Source organism: Bacteroidota bacterium (assembly GCA_016718825.1).
GTDB lineage: Bacteria > Bacteroidota > Bacteroidia > J057 > JADKCL01 > JADKCL01.
Genome location: JADKCL010000011.1, coordinates 169,677 through 196,639 on the forward strand (window position 1 = coordinate 169,677; position 26,963 = coordinate 196,639).

Annotated in this window: 25 protein-coding genes; 6 read left to right on the plus strand and 19 right to left on the minus strand. The window is 51.6% G+C overall.

Annotation, left to right across the window (positions count from 1 at the left end; genetic code table 11):
- Positions 1 to 103: 103 nt before the first annotated feature.
- Positions 104 to 2,290 (minus strand): glutamine synthetase III, encoded by a 2,187-nt coding sequence (locus IPN95_14630; GenBank protein ID MBK9450609.1) that lies wholly within the window; start codon positions 2,288 to 2,290, stop codon positions 104 to 106.
- 152 nt (positions 2,291 to 2,442) lie between these two features.
- On the opposite strand from IPN95_14630, the gene IPN95_14635 reads away from it, so the two are divergent.
- Positions 2,443 to 2,589, plus strand: a complete 147-nt coding sequence (locus IPN95_14635) for a hypothetical protein (protein ID MBK9450610.1) — start codon at positions 2,443 to 2,445, stop codon at positions 2,587 to 2,589.
- A gap of 149 nt (positions 2,590 to 2,738) precedes the next feature.
- On the opposite strand, the gene IPN95_14640 is transcribed toward IPN95_14635, so the two are convergent.
- Together IPN95_14640 and IPN95_14645 are read right to left on the minus strand one after the other, a co-directional pair.
- Positions 2,739 to 3,890, minus strand: coding sequence for a T9SS type A sorting domain-containing protein (locus tag IPN95_14640; GenBank protein MBK9450611.1), 1,152 nt, complete (start codon positions 3,888 to 3,890; stop codon positions 2,739 to 2,741).
- Between the two features lie 91 nt (positions 3,891 to 3,981).
- Complete coding sequence (locus tag IPN95_14645) at positions 3,982 to 4,923, minus strand: ADP-ribosylglycohydrolase family protein (protein ID MBK9450612.1); 942 nt, start codon at positions 4,921 to 4,923, stop codon at positions 3,982 to 3,984.
- A gap of 160 nt (positions 4,924 to 5,083) precedes the next feature.
- On the opposite strand from IPN95_14645, the gene IPN95_14650 reads away from it, so the two are divergent.
- From IPN95_14650 to IPN95_14665, 4 genes are all read left to right on the plus strand, one after another.
- Positions 5,084 to 6,337: a hypothetical protein gene (locus IPN95_14650; GenBank protein ID MBK9450613.1), complete on the plus strand. Its 1,254-nt coding sequence runs from the start codon at positions 5,084 to 5,086 to the stop codon at positions 6,335 to 6,337.
- Positions 6,338 to 6,373: 36 nt separating this feature from the next.
- Positions 6,374 to 6,709 (plus strand): hypothetical protein, encoded by a 336-nt coding sequence (locus IPN95_14655; GenBank protein ID MBK9450614.1) that lies wholly within the window; start codon positions 6,374 to 6,376, stop codon positions 6,707 to 6,709.
- A 145-nt stretch (positions 6,710 to 6,854) separates the two neighbouring features.
- Positions 6,855 to 7,703 carry a UDP-2,3-diacylglucosamine diphosphatase gene (locus tag IPN95_14660; protein MBK9450615.1) on the plus strand — a complete coding sequence of 283 codons (849 nt, stop codon included), beginning with the start codon at positions 6,855 to 6,857 and terminating at the stop codon, positions 7,701 to 7,703.
- An 11-nt stretch (positions 7,704 to 7,714) separates the two neighbouring features.
- On the plus strand, positions 7,715 to 7,924 hold the full coding sequence (locus tag IPN95_14665) for a hypothetical protein (GenBank protein MBK9450616.1): 210 nt from the start codon (positions 7,715 to 7,717) through the stop codon (positions 7,922 to 7,924).
- A gap of 197 nt (positions 7,925 to 8,121) precedes the next feature.
- Here the strand turns inward: IPN95_14665 and IPN95_14670 are convergent, their stop codons facing one another.
- From IPN95_14670 to IPN95_14700, 7 genes are all read right to left on the minus strand, one after another.
- Positions 8,122 to 8,871 carry a toxin-antitoxin system YwqK family antitoxin gene (locus tag IPN95_14670; protein MBK9450617.1) on the minus strand — a complete coding sequence of 250 codons (750 nt, stop codon included), beginning with the start codon at positions 8,869 to 8,871 and terminating at the stop codon, positions 8,122 to 8,124.
- Positions 8,872 to 9,152: 281 nt separating this feature from the next.
- On the minus strand, positions 9,153 to 9,845 hold the full coding sequence (locus IPN95_14675) for a helix-turn-helix domain-containing protein (protein MBK9450618.1): 693 nt from the start codon (positions 9,843 to 9,845) through the stop codon (positions 9,153 to 9,155).
- A gap of 3 nt (positions 9,846 to 9,848) precedes the next feature.
- Positions 9,849 to 10,850, minus strand: coding sequence for a 3-deoxy-7-phosphoheptulonate synthase (gene aroF, locus IPN95_14680; protein MBK9450619.1), 1,002 nt, complete (start codon positions 10,848 to 10,850; stop codon positions 9,849 to 9,851).
- Complete coding sequence (locus tag IPN95_14685; GenBank protein MBK9450620.1) at positions 10,847 to 11,059, minus strand: hypothetical protein; 213 nt, start codon at positions 11,057 to 11,059, stop codon at positions 10,847 to 10,849. Before IPN95_14685 ends, aroF begins: the two co-directional genes overlap by 4 nt.
- Positions 11,040 to 11,855 (minus strand): hypothetical protein, encoded by an 816-nt coding sequence (locus IPN95_14690; GenBank protein ID MBK9450621.1) that lies wholly within the window; start codon positions 11,853 to 11,855, stop codon positions 11,040 to 11,042. The genes IPN95_14685 and IPN95_14690 overlap by 20 nt, the downstream gene beginning before the upstream one ends.
- A gap of 84 nt (positions 11,856 to 11,939) precedes the next feature.
- Entirely contained in the window at positions 11,940 to 12,131 is a 192-nt protein-coding gene (locus IPN95_14695; protein ID MBK9450622.1) for a Uma2 family endonuclease, read from the minus strand.
- Positions 12,128 to 12,469: a Uma2 family endonuclease gene (locus IPN95_14700; GenBank protein MBK9450623.1), complete on the minus strand. Its 342-nt coding sequence runs from the start codon at positions 12,467 to 12,469 to the stop codon at positions 12,128 to 12,130. The genes IPN95_14695 and IPN95_14700 overlap by 4 nt, the downstream gene beginning before the upstream one ends.
- A gap of 198 nt (positions 12,470 to 12,667) precedes the next feature.
- Between IPN95_14700 and IPN95_14705 the strand changes: the two genes are divergently transcribed.
- Positions 12,668 to 13,258: an HD domain-containing protein gene (locus tag IPN95_14705; GenBank protein ID MBK9450624.1), complete on the plus strand. Its 591-nt coding sequence runs from the start codon at positions 12,668 to 12,670 to the stop codon at positions 13,256 to 13,258.
- On the opposite strand, the gene IPN95_14710 is transcribed toward IPN95_14705, so the two are convergent.
- From IPN95_14710 to IPN95_14750, 9 genes are all read right to left on the minus strand, one after another.
- Positions 13,255 to 16,443 (minus strand): cyclic nucleotide-binding domain-containing protein, encoded by a 3,189-nt coding sequence (locus IPN95_14710; GenBank protein MBK9450625.1) that lies wholly within the window; start codon positions 16,441 to 16,443, stop codon positions 13,255 to 13,257. The genes IPN95_14705 and IPN95_14710 overlap by 4 nt on opposite strands.
- Positions 16,444 to 16,526: 83 nt before the next feature.
- Positions 16,527 to 18,932, minus strand: coding sequence for a tetratricopeptide repeat protein (locus tag IPN95_14715; GenBank protein ID MBK9450626.1), 2,406 nt, complete (start codon positions 18,930 to 18,932; stop codon positions 16,527 to 16,529).
- Positions 18,933 to 18,938: 6 nt separating this feature from the next.
- Complete coding sequence (locus IPN95_14720; protein MBK9450627.1) at positions 18,939 to 21,236, minus strand: TonB-dependent receptor plug domain-containing protein; 2,298 nt, start codon at positions 21,234 to 21,236, stop codon at positions 18,939 to 18,941.
- 360 nt (positions 21,237 to 21,596) lie between these two features.
- Positions 21,597 to 22,697: an aminotransferase class V-fold PLP-dependent enzyme gene (locus tag IPN95_14725; GenBank protein MBK9450628.1), complete on the minus strand. Its 1,101-nt coding sequence runs from the start codon at positions 22,695 to 22,697 to the stop codon at positions 21,597 to 21,599.
- A gap of 37 nt (positions 22,698 to 22,734) precedes the next feature.
- Positions 22,735 to 23,076: a hypothetical protein gene (locus IPN95_14730; protein MBK9450629.1), complete on the minus strand. Its 342-nt coding sequence runs from the start codon at positions 23,074 to 23,076 to the stop codon at positions 22,735 to 22,737.
- Positions 23,077 to 23,116: 40 nt separating this feature from the next.
- Positions 23,117 to 25,009, minus strand: coding sequence for a phosphoglycerate dehydrogenase (gene serA, locus IPN95_14735; GenBank protein MBK9450630.1), 1,893 nt, complete (start codon positions 25,007 to 25,009; stop codon positions 23,117 to 23,119).
- A gap of 109 nt (positions 25,010 to 25,118) precedes the next feature.
- The gene (locus tag IPN95_14740) at positions 25,119 to 25,706 is read right to left on the minus strand and encodes a hypothetical protein (GenBank protein MBK9450631.1); all 588 of its coding nucleotides are present in this window, start codon (positions 25,704 to 25,706) and stop codon (positions 25,119 to 25,121) included.
- A gap of 50 nt (positions 25,707 to 25,756) precedes the next feature.
- Positions 25,757 to 26,311 carry a hypothetical protein gene (locus IPN95_14745; GenBank protein MBK9450632.1) on the minus strand — a complete coding sequence of 185 codons (555 nt, stop codon included), beginning with the start codon at positions 26,309 to 26,311 and terminating at the stop codon, positions 25,757 to 25,759.
- Positions 26,312 to 26,382: 71 nt separating this feature from the next.
- Positions 26,383 to 26,931 (minus strand): hypothetical protein, encoded by a 549-nt coding sequence (locus IPN95_14750; GenBank protein ID MBK9450633.1) that lies wholly within the window; start codon positions 26,929 to 26,931, stop codon positions 26,383 to 26,385.
- Positions 26,932 to 26,963: the final 32 nt, after the last annotated feature.

Consider the following 26,963-nt stretch of genomic DNA (forward strand, 5'->3'; position numbering starts at 1 on the left):
TTCAGGTTCTTCCAAACTTGAGCCGTTGGAATAACCTACTGAAACAAAAAAGGGAAGCACCCGAAGACATTTCCCTTTTTCCTAAATTGATTTTGAGTGCTAATTACTTCGCAAACAGCATCTCGCTGTACTTTGGCAACGGCCAATGGTCGTCGGCCACCAGATTTTCCAAGGCATCGGCGCTCAAGCGAATCTCAGCCATCAGGGGAACGATGTTGTCACCGTAGTAAATCGCCTGTTCACGCATCGGACTGACCGACTCGGCGACTTTGAGCATTTCGGAGAGCTTGGCGACATTGGCGTGGGCTTTTCCGAGTTCGTCGGAGATGTTGCGCACGATATGCAGCTGCGCATCGTAGGCATTTTGCTCCAATCCGGCGGCTTTCATCGCATTGATGTTGCCAAGCACGACACTCTGATAGGAAATGCTGGCTGGAATGACGTAGCTCGTGAGCATTTCGATTTGAAGCTGCGCTTCGATGTCGATTTTCTTGATGTATTGCTCGACGCGAATCTCATGACGGGCATGCAATTCGTGGTGTTTGAAGATGCCCAGATTGGCAAACAGCTCCAACGATTGCTTGGAGACGTAGGCATCCAAAGCGCGTGGCGTTTGCTTGATGTTGCTCAAGCCACGTGTTGCTGCCTCGTCTTCCCATTCCTTGCTGTAACCATTGCCTTCAAAGCGGATGGCCTTGCTTTCCTTGACGTAGTCACGCAACACTTCCAAAATGGCCGCTTCCTTTTTCTTGCCACGCACGACTTTGCGGTCCACTGTCTTCTTGAATTCGATCAACTGATTGGCTACAATCGAATTGAGCACGATCATCGGACCGGCGCTGTTTGCACTGGAACCGACGGCACGGAACTCAAATTTGTTGCCGGTGAAGGCAAACGGAGACGTACGGTTGCGGTCGGTATTGTCCAACAGGATCTCTGGAATCTTGGGAATGCCCAGTTTCACATAGTTCTTGGGGACGTCCGCATTCTTCTTGCGATTGGGTTTTTCCAGTTCGTCAAGGATTTTGCTGAGCTGCGTGCCGATGAATGCGCTGATGATCGCCGGCGGAGCCTCGTTGGCGCCGAGACGGTGGTCGTTGGCAGCACTTGCGATGACGGCGCGCATCAGGTCGGCGTGCACATGCAAGGCCTTGATGATGTTGATGAAGAAGGTCAGGAATTGGAGATTGTCCTTGGGGGCATTTCCTGGCGAAAGGAGATTCTTTCCGGCATCCGTAGCGATGGACCAGTTGTTGTGCTTGCCGCTGCCGTTGATGAAGGCAAATGGCTTCTCGTGCAAGAGCACGCGGAAGTTGTGCTTGCGCGACACGCGGTCGAGCAGGTCCATGAGCAACAGGTTGTGGTCGATGGCCACGTTCAGTTCCTCAAAAATCGGCGCGCACTCAAATTGGCTTGGGGCCACCTCGTTGTGACGGGTTGTGAGCGGAATGCCGACGCGGAAGCATTCGATTTCAAATTCCTTCATGCAGGCGAATACACGCTCAGGAATGGAACCGAAGTAGTGGTCTTCCAATTGCTGACCACGGGCGGGTGGTGCACCGATGACAGCACGGCCACACATGGTAAGGTCCGGACGAAGGTCTGCCCAGGTGCGGTCGATGAGGAAGTATTCCTGCTCGATGCCCAAGGTCGGTGTCACGCGCTTGACGCTGCGGTCAAAGAAGTGGCAGACGTCCACGGCGGCCTTGTTCAATACCTCGATGGTTTTGAGCAACGGAGCTTTGTAGTCGAGGGCTTCACCCGTGTAGGAGACGAAAATCGTCGGAATACAGAGGGTTTTGCCGTAAGGAGTTTCAAAAATGAAAGCTGGGGAGCTGGGATCCCAAGCGGTATAGCCACGGGCTTCGAAGGTATTACGGATACCGCCGCTAGGCAAGGAACTTGCGTCAGGCTCTTGTTGCACAAGGTTGTCGCCGGAGAAGGCTTCGACTGCCTTGTTGCCTTCCATTTTCAGGAATGCGTCGTGCTTTTCAGCGGTGAGGCCGGTGAGAGGTTGGAACCAGTGGGTGTAGTGGGTAGCACCCTTTTCGATGGCCCAAGCCTTCATGCCATTGGCAACGCTCTCGGCGATGTCGCGGCCGACGGTGGAACCGTGGTCGATCACAGCTTGCAAAGCCTTGTACACATCCTTGGTAAGGTATTGCTTCATCACCTCTTGTGTGAACACATTCTCACCAAACATCTCAGAAACTCGGTTCGGGTGACTCACAGGAGCCACCGGAGGCCGATTTTGGATCATTTCCAGTGCTTTTGAACGAAGATTCGCCATTTCTCGTGGGGTAAAAAGGATTTAATGGCTGCAAATTTATAGTTTTTGATGAAATGCTGCGTTGAAAATTTATTTGCATGTTAAAAATTGCTGGAGTGAATTGCTCCTCCTGAAGCTTTATGTCTCCGTTTTCCAAATGTTTCATTCGAAAGATGGAAAAAAGAGAAAATGACTACAAATTCAATGGTTCAAATTCAATCCGACCTGACGAAAAAGCCAATCTGCATCTAATTATTCCCAATTATTGGTGGAAAAATTGTTTTAGCTATGCCTTTGCGAAAAAATCGCCGATGAAGTGACCTAAAACAGACCAGTTTTTCCCAAATTCCCATCAAAACCTACGTGTAGCTGAAATTTGTTCCAATAGAAGGTCGGATTTACCACAAATGAAGGGAACTACCACGGTTTGGAGCGCGCGCAGAGGGGGAATCAACGGGGAATGGTTTTTCTATCGCACCACCTTGGCGACGAGTGTTTCGCCAGCCACACGTACCTGTACCACCCAAATACCACGGGCGACGACAAGTGGAACAGTTACATGGTTGCGACCGGATTGTAAATCAAGGTCCGTTGTGTGAACACGCCTTCCTTGAAGGTCACAGATTTCCATGGATGCAGTTTGTTTATCGGGCGAATCAACGACGAGATCCAATCCCTCCGCGGAAGCATTGACGTAAAGTTTGGTTTTGTGCAGATCCCCCATGTCCACAAGCACCATGCTGCTGAGCATTTCGTTGCCATTGGCATCACGACCACGGAGGCGGTAAAGGTTGACCCCCGGATTGGGCTGCGAATCGATCCAGTCAAAATGGCCGGTTTGTCCGCCCTCCACCATTGTCAACGGCTGAAAGTTGGCATCGCCGGCGCTGCGCTCAAGCACGAGGTTTTCACTCACGGCAATGTCGAGGTCCCAGCTGCAATGCACCGATTGGCCTTCGGGGCCGGCCGAAAAGCTCGGGAAGCTCATGGGCAAGACCACCCCGCAACCGCCGCCACCGGCGGCTGTCAGGCTCAAGGTATAGGTCAGGCGCACCGCCGAACCGTTATTCGCAGTTCCCGGAAAAAAGCCGCCGCCAAAATTGCCGTTCCACTTGCTGCGATAGATGCCGGCACCATAGGTGGGCGTGCGCCGGAACCACGGTTCGTTGACACGGTAGACATTGGAACGGTTTTCAAAAAGAATTTCGACGTTTCCCGTTCCGTTATGTGCAAATGGTGAAACGTTAAAGGCAATCGTATAAAGTCCCGACATGGGAAAATTGTAGGTTCCCGTGAAACATTGCGTAAAACCAGCGGTGGTCGGATACTGCGCGTTGGGGTAGCTGGTCACGGCCGTGTTGCGCAACCAAATCTGTTGATTGGCATAGGTCGTCGGACCAAAACTGTTGTCGACATAGATCTGAATTCCCGTAAACGAAGCTGCAGCACCCATTTGCGCGGCCATAAAAAGGTTGGCACCCCAGCTTTGGGTATGGCCATCCGACGGATGGGTCGCAATCGGAAATTCAGGGGTGGTGTACAACGAACTGCACTGCGCTGACAGGGTTCCTGAGAATCCCAGCAACAAACAGAACACCAACAAGAGGCGAACGCTTTTCATCTTCAACAAAACTATTACCAAGTGGGAAGTTAGGCAGAATTCGAAGTTTGTCAAAGCTCCCTGTTCCTGCATTCTGGCTAGGTGAGCAATGTCATCCGATTTCGCCTACACCACTTAATTCCCAGAGCGCATCCGCCATTCCGACGATTTCGGTGTGCATTTTGAGTTTGATTCGCCAGTCTTCGGGGATACCGCTGTAGCCATAAAACGCGCCTGCCAATTGGCCGTAAATCGCAGCGGTGGTGTCGGCATCGTCGCCAAGATTCGCGGCCAGCAGGCAACCATCCCGGAAGTTGTCGGATTTGTAAAATGCCCACAAGGCAGCCTCCATGGACCGTACAACGTAACCCGTTCCCGCAATGTCCGGCGGATTGCGCTGCTTGAAGCTGCCTTGGGCCACACGGTCCACGGCATCGTCCAATTCGCCGACTTCCCAAACCTTGCCGAACGGTCGATAGCCCGTTGAGAGAATGGTCTCCTTGTCCAGCCCATGAAGTGCGGCAACAATCAATCCACCATAGTAGCGGTTGGAATCGAGACAGGCGACAGTGCCGTGTGTGGTGAGGCTGCTTTCGGCTGACATCAAGGTCGCTTGGTCGGGTTCCGCTGCATAAAACATCGGAACTGGCGCGAGGCGCATCAAGCAACCGTTGCCTGCAGTGTACGGCTCACGCGAGCCCGCGACGGGATTGTTGGTTTGCTCGAATTGGTGCAAAGCTGTGCAAACCGTATTCCCGATATCAAAACAAGTTCCCGTGCTGCTGAGGTAGCCATGCCGGTACCAATTGGCATAACGGCCCATCTGATCCCGCAAGTTCATCGATTTGTGGGTGATCAAACTATCCGCAAGGCAAAGCGCCATTGAAGTATCGTCTGTCCAATAGCCGGGTCGCAGGCCAAACGGTCCGCCGCCGACCATGTCGCTGATGGGCTCAAATGTGCCGGGCTTGCGGAATTCGAGGGTGGTGCCGACGGCGTCGCCGACTGCCAAGCCCACAAGGCATCCACGGAATCTGTCTTGGGTGGTGATCATGTTACAAATTAACGGGTGGAATGGTTGCTCGCAAATTCGAAGGAAAGAACATTTACCACACGGCCGTTTTTCAGCTTTCGTGTTTATACGGCTACAATTGCGTGGAGTGCATGGCTTCTCTTTGGAGGAAATTCGCATTTGATTTCATAACTTTCATGCTATGATTGCTACCGCATACACCTTTCGCATCTCGATCGACTGTCCGCATTGTCGTGCAGGCGTGCCTGTCAATGCTTTTACAAACGAGGTCCTTTGCAACAATTGTCTGAACGGAATTCCTTTGAGCCAAGAATGGTGGGAGTCCTGCTTGGACAATGATACCATTGAAGAGGCACTCACTTTCGAGCCGGGGAATGGCAACAGCTCGCAGCACCTGGGCGGGATGAACGAAAAAATCGAATCCGGCAATCGACCCCCGCGTTGTCAAAAATGCAAAACCGACTTTCCGGAGGAGCTGATGAGAAAATCCGTGGACCAGGGCCACTTTGCCTGTCCGGGATGTCAGCAACGCATTCGGGTGCGCAAGGCAACGCCGTTGGTGCTATCCTTGATTCCCGAAGCAGGATTGTTGGTGCATGAAGACGAAACAGGTACAGGACTGGGCAAGGACGGGCATACCGCGACCGAGCCGGTACTTTTTGCCTGTCTCGCTTGTGGCGCCGGCCTCAAGGTCGATGGCAGTAGCCGCACGCCGGTCTGCGCGCATTGCAACAGCTCCAATTATCTTCCTGATCCCCTTTGGTTGAGATTACATCCTGCCGCCGTAAGCCATGCATTTTTTGTCACGCGAGGTTCAGAAGCCAAGCCGCTCAAGGTCACGGTGGGTAGCCTGCCCAGCTCCATGGACAGTGAAAAGGCGCTACGCATGCTCAAAGATCATAGTTTGGAGCCCCAAGTCCTCGACAGAATCTATGAACTCTGTGACGACGATGACGATGTGCATGAGGCCTTGGCCAAACATCCGCGCACGGGGACGTTGCTTTTGCTAAAACTGGCCGATTCAGACAGGTATTATCAGGTGCGTGCTGCAGTTGCCCGCCGCCAACCCTTGCCACATGCTGTTTTTGCGGTCTTGGCAACGGATTCTGACAGTGACGTCAAAGAAGCCCTCGTCAAACGCAGCGACCTTTTCAGTTTTTCCCAATCGGCGCTGGAGGATCTGCTGCGTGGAATGGATCTGGATGACCTTGGCAGAACCATCGATTCTCCCGGCTTTCCGGAATGGAAACTTTTTGAGCTCTCCGACAATTGTACACCCGAAGATGCTAGGCGTATTTTGCGGGCGCCGAATGTGAGCCTGCGTGTGCTGAAACGCCTCGGATCCAATCCCGAAAGCCGTCCCCTGATCAAGGAACACAAACAATACAAGGAATTGGGCTGGTGGATGAAACTCTTTTTCTTCGCCGGGAGTTAAGCTTGTCGTAATGTGAATCCCTGAATGCTTTTGAATATGTTACGTCATATCCGTTTGGCTTCCTTGCTCGCTATTTTGCTGGCGAATGTACTTTTGGGCCGAATGCAAGCACAGAACTCACCGACAGCTTTGCACGTCGGCATCACGCAACAGCAAGCGCAGCCACGGCAGCTTGGAATCCCGACAAGGTTGTTTCCCCAGCATGTGATCCAAAATCCGCAGGGATTTTCTCCGCTTTGCCGGATGGAACTCCAAATCGAGCGCCAATCACCAGTCGGAGTTTGGTTTCGCATCGACGGGAACCGTTTGGGTTCCGTCGCAAATCCCGGCCTTGCCTCATTCAGACTCAAGTTTCCCATCGGTAGCCGCTAGCGGATGTTAAGCCAATGCGAATGAGTTGTTAAACTTCTACACCCGACCCAAAAGGGGTGGTATTTCCGGCTGAACGGGCTTAATTTCGCAAAAGAAAAGAAGGATGTGGGCTCCCCTCTCAACTCCCCACCTCCACAGAAGTTTGATGTCACTCCAAAAACGAAATGTAGACCTTGTTGTCTTGTCAGACGTTCACCTTGGCACTCACGGGAGCCGGGCAGATGAGCTTTTGAAATACTTGAGGAGCATTTCACCCAAGCGGGTGATCTTGAATGGCGATATGATCGACATTTGGCAGTTCCGCAAACATTTCTGGCCACAAAACCATACCGCCATCATCCGCCACTTCATGCAATGGCTGCGTGAGGGTGTGCAAATCGACTACATCTGCGGCAACCACGACGAATTGATGCGCCGCTACCTCGGCTTCGAATTGGGCAAGTTCAGCATCGTCAACAATGTTGTGCTGGAACAAAACGGCAAAAAAGTCTGGGTGTTTCACGGTGATGTCTTTGACAAATCCATGAACCACAAATGGGTAGCCAAATGGGGCGGTCGTTGGTATGACCGCAGCATTCGCCTGAACAAAATGCTCAACGCCTTGCTCGCCAAGTTTGGCGGACGTCCCCGGTACATTTCCAAGGCGCTCAAGGATTGGGTCAAGGGATTGGTGAAGAAAAAGCACAATTGGGAGGAAATTGCCGCCAATGCCGCGATCGCCAAAGGCTTTGACATGGTCATGGTCGGCCACATCCACAAACCTGAAATGCGGGAAATCACCACCGACAAAGGCAGCGTGCTGTACCTCAACAGTGGCGATTGGATGGAAAACCTCACGAGTCTGGAATACCACGACGGTCGTTGGACCCTGTTCAAATACCAAGAAGAGGCTTTTGCTGCTGTTCCGGAAGTCGCGCCTGCAATGGAGCCCGACCTCACCGACGAATTGACTTTTGCCTTGATGTTGCAGGAGTTTGGGATGCAGGCAGGCTGACCTCAAGAAATTTGGAAGGAAAAGGGGGAGAAAGAGGGAAGGAAGGAAAGGAAAGAGAGGGGGAAAAAGGGAAAATTTGGTTTAGGTTTGGGGGAAGGAAAAATGGGAGAGGGGAGGGAGAAAAGGAAAAAACGGGGAGGGGGGGGGGAGGAAATAAAAAGAAGGAAAGGGAAAAAAAAAAGGGAAAAAAAAATTTTTTTGGTTTGGAAAAAGGGGTGTGAGAAGGAAGGAGGAGGTTGGTGGGGAAAGGGTCCGGGGAAAAAAAGGGGAAATTGAAAAAGGGGGGGGGGGGGGGGAAAGAGGGGGAAAGAGAAAGAAAAAAAAAAAAGAAGGCGGAAAGAAAAAAGGGCGGGGGGAAAAAAAAAATACGGGGGAAATTTTGGGAAGGGTGGAATTTAAAAAAAAAAAACTTCACCCTTCACTCCTTCGCCTTCCGCGTTTTCCGCCAGTACCCGTCCTTGTAAAAGTCCCTTTCGATCAGGATGCCGTTTTCGTTGTAGATGTTTACCCAGCCTTCGCCGTTTTGGAATCCTCCGACGTCCAGTGGGTTGCCTTCCTTGCTTTGGGAGAATGAGACTTCGACTAATCGGCCATTGTCATACACCATTTCCGTCCATTGGCGGCCGTTGCGGTGGAATACCTTGGCGATGCCGTGTTGTTGATCTTCTTCGAACGGGACTATGCTCTCCAATTTGCCATTCTCGTAGAAGCTGCTGTCGACCCCGACCTTTTTGTCCCGTGACCAATGCGCGATCTTGTGTGGCTGATGGTTTGAATAAAAGGTGCGATAGGTTCCGTCAAGGCTGTCCATAAAATAGTAGCAAGCAAGTTCCAATGAACCATCGGGGAAATAGCTTTGGTAACTTCCATTCAAGCGTCCGTCCACGACAGAAGCACGAGCGCGAAACTTTCCGTCCCGGTAAAAATCCTCGGTTTTGCCTTGCATTTTCCCTTGGATGAATGTGCGCTTGCTCAACAATTGGCCGGTGTCAAAGTAGTAGCGGGCCGGACCATGGCTTACAAAGCCTTCCTTTTTGTCGATGTAACCAAACACGATTTCCGAAACAGTGCGATTGCTGTGATAGCGCAGTAAAATCCGCACATGGTCGCCGTAGAGTTCGCGGTTTTCAGAAATGCGGGTGCCTTTGGCGCGCCAGTCCTTTTGCATGTCCCATTCCAGAGATCCTACCCGGATGGTGTCGCCGTACAGCAGGATCGTGTCTTGGGCTAGGGCGAAATGAATCTGGAATAAGAAAGCTGTGAAAATTAGGCCACGAAGGCACGAAGACACAAAGGTGGTAATAGTGAAATTAGTTTCGCCACGAAGGCACGAAGACACAAAGGATAGGGTTGCTTGCTTGGTTTTGCCACCAAGGCACCAAGGCACCAAGACCAGTGTTCTTGACTTCGTGTCTTTGTGTCTTTGTGGCAAATGAAACAGCCCCATCATCAATCCACCTCAATCCCCAGATGCTCCTCGATGAATTCGCGGACGCAGCCTTGACCGCCGGGAAGGTTCAGAATGATGTCGACCGATTCGCGGTTTTTGGTGGCGGCGTCGGCTGGGCAGGCGGTGAGTCCGGCCTTGGCGATCACCCCGAGGTCATTGGCGTCGTCACCGATGTAGGCGACCTGAGCGTAGCTGAGTTTGGACGCGGCAAGCCATTCCTCCAAAATGATGGTTTTGGCGGTGCGCCCGACAAACCAACGTTTGATGCCAAGGCGCTCTGCGCGGGCCTCGACGGCGACCGAATGTTGACCTCCACTGAGGAAGGCGACTTCGATTCCGCATTTCTGGGCGGTCATAATGCCCCGCCCATCGCGGGCATGGAATTTTTTGATTTCGTCGCCCTTTTCCGTGAGGTAGATGCCGCCATCAGTCAGCACCCCGTCGACGTCCAATACCAGCAGCTTGATGTCTGCAGCCTTGGCGCGGTTGGTCAGGTCGCGCTTTAGGAATCGGTCCACGCTCACCTGAAACGTAGCAGCCAATGTGAGCAATTGCTGCAAATCCGGTTCGGCCGTGCCCTCCATCCATTGCTGCAATTCAGCTGGAGTGCAATTGAGCTTGGGTGCAATGACGTGGCGATCCAGGCCCTTTTGCGCAAACAGAAATTTGAGATTATCGACGAATGGCTGCATGGATCAGATCATTTGGCGACCTACCGCGGCCGCGATCGGATGCAAGCTTTGCATCAATGCCCGGAACTGCGGATGGTCAAGCTGCTGACTTGCATCGCTCTTTGCAACCTTGGGATTCGGATGGGATTCGATGAGCAACCCGTCCACGCCCATGGCGGTGCAGGCGCGTGCGAGGTCGGCCACACCGTAGGCATAGCCCATGGCATGACTTGGATCCAAGATCACGGGCAGATTGGTGTATTCCTTGAGGTAGGCCACCCCGCAAAGGTCGAGGGTGAACCTTGTCTTGGTCTCAAACGTGCGGATGCCGCGTTCGCAGAGCACGACGTTGCTGTTGCCACCGGAGAGCAGGAATTCGGCGGCTTGGACAAATTCTTGCAAGGTGGATCCAAAGCCGCGCTTGAGCAAGACTGGCTTGCCTGCCGTTGCGCAACGCCGCAGGATGCCTTGGTCATACATGGCCTTGGCGCCGATTTGGATCACGTCTGCGAATGCAATCACGTCTTCGACATGGGTCGCATCACGCACCTCGGTGATGACCTTCAGCCCGTATTTTTCGCGCATTTTGTCCAGCAGGCGCAAGCCCTCAATGCCCATTCCCTGGAAACTGTAGGGCGAAGTCCGTGGCTTGTAGGCACCCGCGCGCAGCATTTTCACGCCGAGTTCGACGCAAAGCTGGGCACAGACTTCGATTTGCTCCAAGGATTCAACGCTGCAGGGGCCGGTGATCATCATCGTATTGCCGGTTTTCCCGCCGATGGCGAGGTTGGAATCGATCTGAACCGTACGGGTTTCCGGCATGTATTTGCGGCTCGCAAGCTGGATGTCACTGTCCATGACCCAAGTGGATTCGATCAGGCGGTCATCGATTCCTTCCAATGAATTGTCTTTTGCACCCGTGACGAGCACAAAACGGTCGCCGTCACGAAAATAAAGCGCACGAATTTGTTCTGAAATCTGGGCTGCCTGCGTTTCTGTTGCAGCTGGCGTAAGGTGAACGATCATAATTCTCCGAGAATGAGGTTATTGAAATTGACGGCGCCGACCAATCGGTGATCAGCGGCGATAACCGGCATGAATTGCACGAGAAAAGGAAAGCTTTTGACCTTTTGCAGCATTTCGCTGATGGTGGCGTCGGCTTCGATGAATTTGGGTTGTCGATTTACAAGCGCGAATGGATCAAGGGGAAGGTTGTCACGCAGGTGGCGGATCATTCCCCGTCGCACGTCGGCATTGGTGACCAAGCCCGCGAGACGGCCATCGGCATCGGTGAGCAGGCAGTAGCCCATGGCATGGGTTTCGATGGTCTGCAAAACTTGAAGTGCATCGAGGCCGGCAATGGGCAGGATCGGCAATTCGTCGAGGCCGTGCATGACGTCGCGTACAAGCAGGTGATTGCGGTCTTTTTGGACGAGCAACTTCAAATAGGCGACGGCGACACTGTCGGCATTGACCAAGAAATGAGCCCGAAACGGAGCAGAAAACGCCAAGGTTCCGGAGGACAAACGAAATTTCGGCATTGACGCCGCCGTCGACGTGGATGCGCTTTCCCGGAAAGTCATGCCGGAACCGACGGATTTTCTGAAAATTGGCCGCATCAAATTTGCCCCCGCTTTGTCCAGGCGTGGTGGTCATGAAAAGAATGAAGGCGCATTGGGCGGCGAATACAGTGAATACCGAAGTTGGTGTCGGCGTCACGATGGCCAAGCCCCATTCGCAACCAAGATCGGGCAAATCGAGGACGCGGTCTGCGATCTGCTCAAATTGCAAGGTGACAAACTCGACCTTGTGACGGACGATCATGTCGTAAAATTTCTCGGGTTCGTTGCTGATGATGTGCAGGTCAATGGGCAACTTGCTGATCGCCCTCGTGCGGGCGATGGCATCCTCCACGCCGAGGTCGTCGTTGCAATCGACATGCACAAAGTCCACGCCAATGGCTTCCAACTCGGTCACCAAGGTCTCCAGGGACCTGTCTTTACTGGAATAAATCGATGCTGAAATCTTCATTCGCCGGCAAACTCACCCAAAAACCTGCCCAATTTAGGCATTTTTTTGGGGAAGGACTTAGATTCCAATACTTCGGCGAACAGATCAAATCCAGATTTGCCCGAAGTCAATCTCTACTTTGCATTCGTCGAGATCAAAGGTGAATTGTCCGTCTCGTTGCTCGGACAAAGTCTGATATTCGCCATCTTCCAAACCCATGATGCGGATCCATTCTTCTTCAGGATGCACGATCAGATAATACGGACCACCTTTGACAGCGTATTGGGCAGCTTTCACATGCAAATCCTTGGTGGGCCGACCAAAACCGGCGTTTTCTCAAGGATGGTGAAGTCCTTGGGGGCATCGCAAACTACCAGTAAGTCTGGTTGAAGAACGGTAGACTCATCTACCTTGAAATTCACAGGTAAGTAAGCCTTGCACATTTTGCATTTTTTCAAGCTATCCTTGAAAGCACGCAAAAGTTCAAAATTTAGCTCCTGATGCCTGCTATTGGGCGCCGGAGACATTGCCCAAGCCAATCCGTCGATGAGTTCCCACTGACCTTCCCATTGTTCCCAATCCCGAATCGTATAGCGGGGCAACAAATCTCGCGTTTGCGGTTTTTCAATTTCCATGGCCAAACCAATTCCATAAATATACCGAAATCAGCATTCATAGAAACGCGGAGTCTTCAATTCGGATTGCATCAAATAAAACGTTTCGGAACCCAAGCCATGCCATCTTACAATTCTTGTTTTTGAAACCGCCCTAAAAGGCCTATTTTTGCTAATCCAAATCAAAGGTTGCCTTGTGCAACGGCAAAGCTGGTTTTCATGAATCTGGAGGAAGCGCGGCACTACATTCTCAATTGGCTTGACCGAGGATTATCTGCGGACCTGACCTACCATTCGCCATCTCATACGCGCGATGTGGTCGCCGCGACGATGCGGATCGCACCATTGGAAGGAATTGGCGGCGAAGATTTGGTGCTTTTGGAAACGGCAGCCTTGTACCACGATGCAGGATTTCTTCAGCAATATCATTTGCATGAAGAACAAAGCTGCCTGATTGCACGGGAGGCATTGCCAAGTTTCGGATACTCCTCGGCAGCGATCGATCTGATATGTGAGACCATTATGGCCACCCGCATTCCGCAAAGTCCAAAAACACTTCTGGCAGAGGTGCTCTGTGACGCTGACCTAGACTACCTTGGAAGTGACGATTTCTACCGAATCGGGAACGGTCTATTTCAAGAATTCCTCCATCACGGCGTCATTGGCGACGAAATGGCTTGGAACAGAATGCAGGTGCGTTTTCTCGAAAGCCACGCTTACTTTACAAAAACAGCCCAAGCGGAACGAAATCCTGGCAAACTTGAGCGCCTGAAAGAAGTCAAGGCGTTCGTCGCCGGTTATGCCGATTAACGATTCTCTTGACGCAGCTGCCGAATGATTTCGTTTTGGCGTCGCAGGCGCTGCGCCAAAATCACCAAAATGCCCCTAGCCACTTCGGTTCGGTCTTCGATCAATTCGTAAAAATCGTCTTGGTCAATGCGCAGTAGCAAGCAGTCGGTCGCAGCAACAGCGTCTGCCGATCGCGGCTCGGTTTCCACCAATGCCAATTCGCCGAAGAAGTCATTTTTTCCCAAGGTCGCAAAGATGGTGGCTCCGTCACCGATCCTGATTTCCCCTTCGGCGATCAAATACATACAATCTCCCGTGTCTCCCTTCTGGAAGAGAACATCGCCTTCGGGGACCTGCTCGACGATGACAATCGCGGCGACCTCTGCCAGGGTGTTTTCCGGTGTTTCCGAAAAGAGGGCACTTGCTTTGAGCATCAGCACAATTTCCAATGGAGAGAAGCCATTACCTTCTCCAGTCGTTGCATTCATGTGGTCGGAGTTTAGAATTGACGGAAATTGGCGTGAAAGCCAATGGGAGTATTTGGCGAGAAACGGTGTGGATGCCGCCATGGCATTTTGAACGAGCTCCTTAGACGGTGCGCCGCCGTATTGAAGATAGTGGTCGGTTGCCAATGACAAAGTCCATGCGTCATGCACGCTTGAAGCCTTTTCCATCACCTGAATACAGCTTTGAAGCATTGTCTCGGTAGAGGTCTTGCCATCTGTATTGTCTGAGCGGCCCAGAAAAATCACTTCCAAAAGCGGCAAAACACGTGCTGCCTGGGCACGTGGAAGCAAATGGTCCAAAATTTCCAGGGCATCTGCACGCAGTTCGCGATTCTCAAATTGCAGCCCGTGGCGCACGCGCAACACCGTGCGTGTGTCATGTATAAACGTAAAGCTCATGAGCAACAAATCCGCAAGAGAACGCAATTCAACTTGAATCGCATTTGCAAGCTGCATTCCTTTTTCCGAGGCCAACAGCAATCCGTATTGTTTTAGCCCCGTTTGCAGGTGCCGCTGCAATTCGGCTATCAAATCGGCAACCTTTTTGTCTTTGGGTGCCTTGAAGCCCCTTTTCATCAAGGCATGGATCGCCTCTCGGCGGAGGTGCACATCTTGGCTATGCATCTGGGTCAGCAGGAATTCGGTGCTGACTGCGGATCCCGGCTGTCCCCCGATTTTGCACAACGCGCGCAAAACGGTATGATTTCCTTCGGCCAACTTTGAAATATCGTCGGCATCAAAATTTGCCAAGGCCAATATCGCTGCGGCGCGATGGGCAGGCTTTTTAGCCAGGGCGATCAGCGCTGGCAACAGTGCAGGGTGACCCAACTTTCCTGCTGTCTGGATCGCATCCTGCACGATGATATTCGAATCCGAGCCAAGCAAACTTCCTACGTCACCATGTCTTGCATCCTGCCGTGTTTCGCCGATGATCCAAAGCGCGAGTTTTGAATCCTCCTGCCTTGCTGTTCCGATCAACTGTTGCAACACATCCTCGCCACGATTGCGAATTTGTGAATCGCTGTTGAGAAGCAAGCCGGCAATCGCGCCACCGCGAACGGCGTCGTCTGAATGACGCGTAAACGAATCGATTTTGGACGCGTCCTTTATGGTACTGAGGAGCAACTTGGAGGCGAGTCGCTGCAGCGGCCGATTGCCTCCATCGGCCGCGAGACGTAAGAGCAATTCTTCCGGGATTGTTGCCTCGCGTTTGGCGAGACATTCCAAGACAAATTGTTGCAGTGCCGGCAAGGGCCGTCCAAGGGCCTGGATTAACAGTTGGTTGAAATCCACCAAAGGATTATCCTCCAACATCCTTAGGGCATAGATGGCTTCGGTTTCCTGTCCGCTTTCAAGTTTTGTGAGCAGCAAGGCTGTCATCGGTTTGCCAGCGATCGACACCGACTGACCATCCAAAAATCGCTTGCGCACGCTGTCGCGCAACATGTCCAACCACTCTTGGCTCAGTCGGTGCGCGGTGTACGTCCATAGGAGGCAGACCAAAGCCAAGGCAACAGCGAGAATTTTAAACATCGATTCTTCGGCATAGGTCTCCCCTGCAAAGATTGCTGCCCCGATACAAACCAATCCGAATGGATCGACCAAGCCTTTCATGATCGTATGCCCCCGAAGTCTGGAATGCGAGTTCAGCGGCTGAAACAATGCCAAGAACATCGGATCGACCAACGTGTACTTGCTCACATCGCGCACGAGGTACATCATGGAAAAAAACCACAACATCACCTTCTGATCCCCTGTCATTTCAATCGGCAACAGCAAGACCAAGCAGGGAAGCAACAGCAGAATCGGAAGAAAGAGCAAAATCTTCGAAACGCCGATGCGTTGCAAAAGCTTCCCCGTGAAGAGTAGCTTCAGGGAAAAAGTCACAACCATTGCACTCGTCATGAACAAGCCCAGGAAGGAGGCGAGCTCGTGGCTCGTATGGTACTGATGCTTGACCTTGCCATAAAATGAAAAGTCGACCAAGCCCATCGCGAAACTGCTGAGCAGGGCAAACGCTGCAAGCGCAAAAATGAATTCGCTGCCAAAAAATTTGCGCAGGAACCGATCGGGAGGCGGAGCTTGTTTGTGGTGATGGGAATGATGGGTGTGATGATGCAGTTGTGCAATAGCGGCAGGGTTGCGCAATACCCTTCGCAACATCAAAAACCCCAGCAAGAAGGCGACCACGCTGGCATAGAGCAAGTCTTCGGGGGCAACCGCTTTTGAAAGTAGCGACACTGCCAAGTACCCCAACATTTTGGCAGGAATATCCCCTGAACCGATCAGCCCAAAAAGCCGCTTGCTCTGCCGAATATCAAACACCAAGGAAGTAAGGCCCCAAAACTCGAGGTTGGCAAGCATGTAGACGATGCGATAAGCGATCAACATCGCAAATGCTACCACTGCGTGGTTGAGCATATAGCCGGAGAGTCGCACCATCAAAACAATCACAGGAAGTGCAAGGACAACAGCCGGTAGATATTTCTCAAGTGCGAGCTTGTGTTCAAAATGGGCATAAACACGCGCGACGAGCATCATTGCCACTCCCGCAACGACAAAAGCCAAGGCGAGCATCGCCCCTTCAAACTCATGGATGAAAATTGCACTCGAAGTTGTAAACAGAAATGCAATGCCGGCTCCGAGAAAAAAATTGTGGAGCAGCAACGGAAACACCAATGGTGCTTCGTCGCGTTCCACTCCTAGAAAACGCAGGATACTAGACTGTCTCTGATTGTTTTCTCCCAAAATCAACAGCTTCTTAGATCGAACAAGGGATGAAGTTAAGGCCTTGTCACAAAATACATATCGACTTCGCCTTTATTTTTTGCGCTTACCTTCCCGCGGTAAACAAACCGGAATTGGTCCTTCACCAAATCATGCGTGGACCCCGAAACATTGACTTTTCCCGGTTCCCCGCTAGATTCCATGCGACTTGCCGTGTTCACACAATCGCCCCAAATATCATAGGCAAACTTCTTGATACCCACCACCCCGGCCACCACGGGCCCGGAATTGACCCCGATGCGGACATTCCACCGCAAAAGAGGATCTTGAATGGCTGCATTAAATTCGGTGATGTAGTCGAGCATTTCAAGACCTGCATGGACAGCATTGGCTGCATGTTGTGCGTCGGTCTCCGGCAGGCCTGCCACACACATATAGGAATCCCCGATCGTCTTGATACGGCTCAACCCGTGCTTTTCGCAGATCAGGTCAAAGGCCAAAAAGACCTTGTCCAGCGTGGTGATCAGCGCTTCGGGACTCATGCGCTCGGAAATGCTGGTGAAACCCACAAAGTCCGTGAAAAGAACCGATACTGCATCATAATGCTTGGGCGTAAACACCCCTTTCTCCTTCAGCTCTGCCGCCACAGCGGCAGGAAGGATATTCAACAAAAGTGCCTCCGACTTCTCTCGCTCCGCCTCAATCACTTTCTGATTGAGTGTAATGATGAGGTTCTGCTTGGCTATTCGGCGATTTTTGGACCTCAACTGGAGGAGAATCACAAAAATGATCAACAAAACCATCCCCAATCCCGCCAAAAACAGGTACAAGTTGCGGCTTCGGGCCTTTTCTTGAGACAATTTGAGGCTTTCCTCTGACAATTTGAGCTTCTCGTTGTCAAGTTCCAGTTGCGAATTGGCCTTTTCAATTTCAAGTTGGGCATTTGCCTGGCGCACACTGTCAGCGCGCAATGTTTCGTAGTCCAAAAGCAATTTTTGCCGTTCCTTTTCCTGGTTGAGGTTGGTGATTTCTGTGTTTTGCTGCTCGAGCCGGCGTTGCCGGCGCACCAATTCGAGTTCTGTCTTGGCTTTGTTGGCGATCAGTTGCTGATTTTCCGACTCCTTGGCCAGTGTTTTACTCTTTTCTTCTGCTGCCTCCCGCTCGGCACGCAGCTTGGCATTCTCAGACTCCTTGATGTCTTCGTTGATGTAAAAGAGCTTCAATTCCTTTTCCATCCGCTCCAGGATAAACTGCTGTTGCAGGATGTCGTCGTTTTTGCGCCGTTCAATCGCCGACAAACTGTCTTCCAGCTTCAAATGCCGCTTGTAATCCGCCAAGGCGAGTTCGTATTCATGCAAGGATTCATAAATCGTAGACCGGGTATTGTAAGCGCTTTGCAAGACATCAGGATAACCTTTTCCCCGGGCAATCTCAATGGCTTTGTTGCTCATAACCAGCGCCTCGTAGGTCTGGTTGTTTTGGTAATGTACCAAAGCAAGGTAGTCGAGCACTTGCGCTTGCGCACTGTAGGATCCAGCTTTTTGGTATCTATCGGCGGACTTGTTGAGGAATTCGATTGCTGATTTGTAATCGTGTTGAATTTGACTCATGATGCCCATACTCTGGAGCAATTGGGCTTGGAGAAGGTCGTTTTTGAGTCGCTGTGCATCCCGCAAGGCCTCCGAAAAGAACTTCATCGCAGCGTCGTTGCGGCCTGCATACTTGGCCGAATGCCCTAAGTTATTCATCGCAGTCGTGCGATAACCCTCGTCGTGAATGCTGTCTGCGAGGTGGTAAATGGCCGAATCGATGGCAAATGCTTTGTCGTAGCGGTGGCTATCATGGGCAAGCAATGCCTGTTGCTGCATGATCCAAAGCAAATCCTTCCATTTGCCTTGTCGACGCGCAACGACCGCCGCCGATTGATAATGTTGATTGGCGATCTCTTCTATGCCCGCATTTTGCGCAGCGAAGGCGAGGTGTTTGTCGATTTCATATTGGTTTCCAAGCCTGTGGGCGGCGGCTAGCGTATCGGCTTCCAAAAATGTCGACATGGCCTTCACGAAAATCCGGTTTTGCAGGTAAAGTTGACCCAACTGCATCACGTTGTCCAACATCGCTGCGAAACGCCCTTTTTCGCGGAGGTAGTTGCCAAACTGCAAACGGGTGCGCAGCACCTGACCCGATTCTCCGCGTCGAAGGTATTCTGAAATCAGCCTTTCAAAACCAAGATCCGCCCCGCGGTCATAATTGATCAGCCGCGAAATGTAAACTGCTTGCTCGGCCATGTTGGTGGCCCGTTCGCCTTCGGTTTTGGAGGATTCCTGAAGTAGAAACAGCACGTCATTGGTGTCCCGACGACCTTCGAGCAGGTCGTACACCTTAGTGCTGGGTTGCGCGAATGCCTTCTCCCAAGGAAGAATCCCGCAAAGCACAAAAATCAAGATTCGCAGTGCTTTCATGGTAACTCAAAGGATGAAGTTGACGCCCAGAATGAAAAACCGCCTCTCCTGTGGAATGTAATGCAACTGCCGCGTGGAGATGAAGTTGGTGGAAATCCCTCTCGAAACGGAGTTCGTCAGGTTTTTTACCCGCAAATAAAGGTAGATGCGCTTGGCGAATGTGCGTCCCAATGCAGCATCGAGGTTGTAGAATCCGCCGACAGATTGGGAAACAACCCCGTCATTGAGTTTGGCAAAATAGTAGTTTTCGATGCGGCCTACATATCTCCCAAAAATCGACAGGCGAAACCATTTCTCCTTTTGAAAGTGAATGGCCGCATTGCCCTGAAATCCGGGCACCGAACGGTAGGCCTCCAAAGTGTCGATTCCCTCAATGGCTTCGCGACCGATATTCAGCTGCGCATAAAGATCTGCCTTGAGCCACCCGAAATCAAGGTAAGCTCCCATTTGTGCGGCCTGCAAGACAGCGCTCGATGCGGTATTGCGGTAACCAATCGACAGGTTGGGATTGGGGCCCTGACCTGTGCTGTCCGTCGGGAAATTTTGGTCAAAGAAAATGCTATTGGAGAGTCGATACATGAAATAGTCCATTTCCAACTGCAGCCATTTAGCTGGTTTGACGACCAATCCGGCCTCTCCGTTCAGAATCGTTTCGGAGACCAGATCAGCCTCTTCGCGCTTGTAGTTGGGCTGCAATTCCATGGGCGCAGCTCTATAGCGGTAATTGTTGAAGCGGTAAAAGGTGCCTGCAGCGCGGTATGCACGGGAGACAACCGCCCGGATGCGAATGCCCTCGGTCAATTTTCCGAATCCACCCAATCGCCAACTGAGCTGTGGCTGATTGGCCTGTTGCTTGTCGTAGCGAATGCCAGCCAAAAAATTCAACCGTTTGGTATGGAAATTCGCCTGCGAAAAGACGCCAAAATCGTTGTACACATATTGGTTGAACACCGATTTTGGCCCCAAGTTCGTCGTCGTTGAGGTTGCATTCTCGACAACATCTCCCCCTGCGATGCTGTCAAAAACCACGCTACCTTCGTCAAAAGGCCGGATGAGATAACTTTGAAAAGCATCGCCTTTGCGACGGGCATAGTTGCCCCCCACCAAAACACTCCAATTTTTGGCTTTGAAATTGGCAAGTTGTTCTGCAAGCAGATCCTGCGAGGCGGCGTAGATAAAATTGCGCCCATTGCTGATCGGATGATCCACACCCAAATAGGCCGAATTGTTGTCGATGCGGTAGTCGAGGTAGGAAATGTTGGTATGAACCCAAAATTTGCCGAGGGTCTTGTCAAACTGCAATTGCAGGTTGGAGACATTGTCGGCGATGCTGGTGTATGGATCAGAATAGGAAACCTCAAGCGGCTGCTGCGCGAGTGACGCATGGTCTTTGCGGTACATTTTGAACCCCATCAACCGGAATCCCCCAAACTGCAACGACGCCCCAAGCAGGCGGCTTTGATGGCCATAGTCAGTCAATCTCGGCAAATTCGAATTGGGATCAGGCGACCAATTGGTGTTGCCACGGACCAAACTGGTATCCACGCCCAACAAGGAATCGCCAAAGTTCAGGTTCCGGTCTTTCATCTGCCGACTTGATCCGAATATCTGATATTGCAAAACCCTGCGGCTGCTGCCGACCTTGCCACCGAGTAGCAGATGAAATTCGTCCATATTGGGTGAGCCCAGCCCGATGCTTGCACGCGCCTCGACGGGTCGCTCGACCTCGGCAATGACGATGTTGATGACCCCCGCCAAGGCGTCATTGCCATATACCGTTGTGGCTGGCCCGAGGACAATCTCGATGCGCTCGGCCTGCTTGATGGGCAAATTACCACCCAAAGGCTGGCCTGGAGCCGCAGAAGGAAGGATGGGGACGCCATTGATCAGGATTTTTGTGTAGAGATTGCCCATCATGCCGCGCATCAGGAAGGCCTCACCCAGCAAGGCATTGGCAGGCTCAGAAATCTGGAATCCGGGAACGGTACGGAGTACATCCAAAAGCGTGCTCCATCCATTTTGCTGAATCTGCTCTTTGGTAATGATATAGGTTTTGATCGCGATCTCATCCGAATTTTCCGCGATACGGTTGGCGCCCAAGACGATCTTCTCGTTGGTCGGCCGAAAGCTTGTGTCTAAATCCTTGGCATCCAAGGTAAACAGCCGCAACGGCTGGTCGGCATCAGGAATTTGGGCTTGGGCAACGCCTGCGGAAAATACAAGGCAAAGGAGCATCCTGCCCAATTTCCTGATGCCTGCAGGGACCTGCCAATACAACTTCGAGGGGTTCTTGGATCCTATCATGCAACGCGCGTTCAAAAGTTGACAACTGCAATTTATGCATTCGGAGAAGATAGAATGTCTGGTCGGTCAATGCATTGGATGACTTTTTATCCAAAAACTTGCTGCCAATTGTGTGATTTTGAATGGTATTTCGATCCAAATGGACAAACTTCCCCGATCCATCGAGGGCACCATTGCCCCAAATGGTTTGAAACAGCCTTGTCGAAACTGTTGGCAGCACACCTCCAACGAGATCAACAAGTCAATTTGGACATTTACTTGGCGGGCGTCAACGCCTCAAAGGGAATTTTAGGCCCAAGGGAACAGGACGATGACGCATTTGTCATCAAACCAAAAACAAAGCGACCGCCTCGCTAGCCGTTACAAAACCCGTAACAAAGCTTTCATATCCTCTACGCTCGTTCCAGGGAAATTGGAGATACGCATTTGGCGATCGGCGAATTTTCCATAGCCGGAGCCGAGGACAAATCCCTGTCTTTCGACGTCCTTCATCTTGGCCTTGACATCGGGATATTTTGTATCGACGACCGCCACGGTGTTGCTGCACACCCTTGCATCCTTCACGGCAAAGTCCAGCATGGGATGATGCGCGACGAAGTCAGACAGCAGGCGAAACTTCTCCTCATGTGCATGCAAAAGCGCATCCATCGCGGGCGCCATGTCTGCGCACACCTGCGCGAGCAGGTAAATTCCCAAGACATTGGGCGTCGCGGGGGTTTGCCTTTTGAGGCTCATCTCCTGCAACTTGCTCCAGCGGTGGTAGGTTCCGACGAATTGACCTTTGCGCTCGAGTTCCAAACCGCGCTCCAACATTCTTGGGCTCAAGATCAACACGCCGAGTCCGGCGGGGAGTCCGAATCCTTTTTGGACCGAAAAGTAAAGGCCGTCGAGCTGCGAAATATCGACCCGCCAAGTCGGCAGGGCAGAAACGGCATCCACCACCAAGAGCTTGTCCGGGTAGCGATGCCGTAGTTTGTAAAGGTCTTCGGGCGGCGTCATGACGCCGGTACTGCTTTCATTCGCGATGGCAGCGATCAATTCGGCGGAGTCTGGCACGACCACCTGATCCATGTCAAAGCCTTCGAAATCACCCACCTGATGAATACCAACCTGCTTTCCGCAACGTTTGGCGATCTCAGCAAAGCTTTGCGAGAAGTTGCCATTGACGAGGTGGAAGGATTCTCGCTCGACACAATTTAATGCCATGCGCTCCCAAATCTCGGTCGCGGATGAAAACAGAAAAATGTGATAGTCTTCCGGTACTTCCAAAACGGCTCTCAGCCCGGACTCCATCTTGGCGTAGATGTCGGTGAATTGTGATCCACGGTGGGAAATGGAGAGAATACCGTCCCTGACAGCATTTTGAAGGTGCTGCGGAACAGTGGGATAAATTTGGGAAGGCCCTGCGGTGAAGTAGATCATTGCAGGGCAAATATAGCTCCTTGGCGTGTCGATATTCAACCACGCAGCAAGATTAAAAGAGTCTGAAAGAGCCGAATCAGTCCCGGAGATAGAGGTTCATTGAGTCATCACCACCCACCAAAATGTACTTCACACTTGCATAAGGGTAAAATTTCTCTTTGTTGCCGGATTCACCTTTGATCAACAACGAAAAACCCGAATCCATTGCGGTGAGGGATACGATTGTGGCTTTTGCGTAGTTATTTTTGGTCCCGATAATTCGTTCGCTCGAAATCATCTGTGTGTTCCAAACGACGAGCTCCGTGCAATTACCAATTGGATTGCGGCTCAAAAACCCGGTAGCATCAGTCTTGGACATCTGCGAAAACCCGGCGATGGACAACAACATAAAACAGAAGAATACAATTTGCTTTTTCATTGTTTTTTGGATTGAGATTCGAAAGTACAAAAAACATTGATCAATACAAAACCCTGAATTTGATTGTGTTCTCGATTCCGCGCAGGGCTTTGATCACCTCGGTATCGTATTTTTTGTTGATGTCCGTGATCACATAGCCGATGGTCTCGTTGGTCTTGAGGTATTGGCCTTCGATATTGCAACCGTGGGCGGACAAAACCTGGTTGATTTGCGCCAATATGCCGGGAACGTTGCGGTGGATGTGCAACAGGCGATGCACATTGGCCATGAGCGGAAGTTGCAGGTGCGGGAAATTGACCGACATGAATGAATTGCCGGTGTTGATGTAGTTGATGAGCTTGTCGGGCACATAGGCCGCGATGTCCATCTGCGCTTCGGTGGTGCTGCCGCCCACGTGCGGCGTCAAAATCACATTCGGAATTCCTTGCAATTCGGTTTCGAAGGGGTCGTCGTTGCTTGCAGGTTCCTTGGGGAATACGTCCACGCCGGCTCCACGGAGCTTGCCTGATTTGAGGGCCTTGGCCAAGGCCTTGACATCGACAACAAAGCCGCGGCTCAGGTTGAGCAAAATGGCGCCATCTTTCATCATGGCAATTTCCTTTTCGCCAAAAAAGTCCCGGTTGCTCATATCGCCATCGACATGCAGCGACACGATATCGGCGGTTTTGAGCAAGGCACGCAGGTTGGTCATGCGCTGCGCGTTGCCAAGGGCAAGTTTGTCGACCTTGTCAAAAAAGATCACCTTCATGCCCAGACCTTCGGCGAGCACACTCAATTGCGATCCGATATTGCCATAGCCGACGATGCCGAGGGTTTTTCCGCGAATCTCATTGCTGTTGTTGGCGCTTTTGTCCCAGATGCCGCGGTGCGTGAGACGGTCTTTCTCGGGAATGCCGCGCATGAGCAGGATGATCTCGCCGATGACGAGTTCGACGACGCTGCGCGTATTGCTGTAAGGCGCATTGAAGACGGCGACACCGCGCTCCAAGCTCGCTTCCAAGTCGATTTGGTTGGTGCCGATGCAAAAGGCACCGATTGCGGCGAGCCGGTCGGCAGCGGCCAAGACCTTTTTGGTGACCCGGGTTTTGGACCGGATGCCCAAAATGCTCACGCCTTTGATCGCTTCGCAAAGCTCATCCTCGCTCAAGGCCTTGGTCAGGCGCTCGACTTGATAGCCTTCGCTGCGCATCGCCTCCTCTGCTTGCGCGTGGATGTTCTCGAGCAGCAGCACCCGGATGCGGTTTTTGGGATAGCTGATCTCCATCGGGAGATTGTTGTGGTAGAGGAATTCGTCGAGGCTCGGCGTGACATGATCGGCGTTGGAACTTGCACTTTCGCGGTCAATATTTTCCGTGAAGGCAAAAAACTTGACCTTCTCTCCACCAAACTTCATCTGATAGTCGGTGTAGCCATCTCCAACGACGAAAATTTCGCCTTTGAGGCCTAACGCTTCGAGTTGTTTAACCTTACCGCCGGATTGGGACAACACATTCGCCTTGTCAAAGCCGTTGATGTTGCCCTTTTTGTCAAAGGTGAATGTATTTCCGAAGACACGATCCGCCGGAATGCCAAAATCAGCCACGATCGGTACGATAAACTCTTTGAATCCGGCTGAAATCACGTAAATCTTGTCGCGATTGGCGGTAAAAAAGGTCTGATTCCGGGAAATGGACTTGGAAACCTTCTTTCTAAGTCTGCGAATGAGCTTTTCCAGATGCTCCGAATTGGCTTCGATGATCGACAGACGCTTGCGGAGGCCATCCGTGAAGGAAATTTTGCCCTCGATGCCCAAGTCCGTGATTTCGCGAATTTCTTGAATTGCCTTTTCGCGGTTTTTGCTACCCTTGAGGGAGATTTCCGCCAATTCTTCCAATGCCTCGACTTGCACAAAGGTGCTGTCAAAGTCGAATACATAATACTGCTGCTCTGCCATTGATCCCTTTCAAAAATTTAAGGGCGCAATTTAGCAAAAGGTCTGTCGGAATGGTCAACCAAGTCCGAGATTCAAGTGAGGCTATGAAATCCGAAAGAAAGCGTGGCTGTCAACCTCCAAAATCAGGATCGATCGGTGCAGGCTTGATCACCTTTTTGTAGACATGCAATTTCAGCCGCGGACCGATGTTATAGTGTTTTCTTGAGAATGCCCAAGCGATGATGCTGCCCAACAGCACCACCGGCCCGAAGATCACCACGGCCAACGCGCCCAAAGCAGCGAGCGTCCACTCCCACCAAGTCGAGAGCTTGCCGGTGAGCATTGCCCGACCAAACAGCCATCCCAAAATCCCTAGCCCGCAGGCTACCAAGAACAAAATAAATCCGGCAAAGAGCGTTTCCCCCTCAAGGCGGGTGTTGAGTTCGGTGACGGAGGAGATGGGGACCGCTGTTTCCCCGATGACCACCGTGGAATCTTGAATACTTTTGATTTTGCCGTGGACCATTTTTGACCCCTTTCCTTGTCGAATCGCGAGTTTGTCTCCGACGCCCACGGAAGTCATCGTTTTGTAATGCTCTCCTTGGGTCCGCACCTCAAGGTAGGTCGTGCTGCTCTCTGGCTGGGACTGACCTAAAAGCAAGGAAAATAGCGAAAGTGAAAAAATGAAGGTCAAGCCGACCAATTGAAGCCTTTTCATGAACATCTATTGAGAGTTGAAGGGATTGTCGATCATTTTAGCGCACCTGTTTATTTTGAAAAACGGGTTCCCAATTTCCATTGGTAACCGAGATGGTAAAATTTGGTACTCACCGCAAGCAACACAATTCCCACGATCAATCCCGTAGGCATTGCCAGCGTGGCTGGTATCGATACAAGGACCAATAAAAGTGCGGTGACAAAAAGCAGTGCCGGATTCATGTAAAATGCAAACACACATGCGAGCAAAAACCAAAACGCCAGAATCGCGGCTACGGAAGCAATCAACGTGATTTTGCCCGCCTTGTGGAGGTCCTTGCGTTGTACGCCGATGCGATCGATGTACTTGAGATCCACAAAATCACCCGAAATAATCAACGCACTGTCCATCACAACATCGAGCCTTTGATCGCGGTAAGTGCGCGGGTCATGCCGATAGTTGACGGTAAGCGCACTGCCGACGGGCACTTCGATGGTATCGCGCGCCGACTGCAAGAGCAATGTGCCTGTTGCAGATTCAGGTTCTGTTTGGGCAAACAATCCGTTGGCAGAGGTCCAAAACCAAGCCGCAAAGAAAACGAGCCGAATGAACAACCATCTTTTCATGGAAAATCCAGATACATTGATTCACAAAGGTAAACAGGAAATGAAAGGAGTGGTCCTCCCTTTTATTTGCACTATTTTTCTGCCTTGGGTGCAATCCGAAGTTTCCATGCTTTTCCTAAATCGTAGCGCTTGCTGCCAGTTGCCATTCGAATCAAACCGATCAGGATCAAAATGGGCAACAGAACAAATGTGACCAGGAGTAAAAGTACGAGTGCCACCCTGCCGCCACTTCCTGAGCCGCCACGCCATTCGCGCATCCCCAATAAGAATAGAACAAGAAAAATGGGGAGTGCGATCAAGCTTCGTACCGTCATTCCAACGCCTTGGGGTCTTTTTTTTCCTTTCTTGACCACCAAAACCTCCAAACTGTCCACGGGCAATTGCTGTCCGGCGATGGTAATCGAGCCCTCTTGCACGGATTCGAGTCTTCCTTTCTTTTGGACTTCGCCGCCCTTGAGTTGGTAATCCAAGCGCTGCCCGACCTTTATTTCGCGCTGATCGTCACCTTGTTGCGTCTCGATGAATAGCGCAGAACTCTCTGGCTCTGTTTGTCCAACGGCATTCAAATGCCAAACCAAAAGGCAAAAAATGCCGACAATCTTTGGGGAGATCCTTTTCATGGGCTGAAAATGCGCATTTTTTCATCAATTGA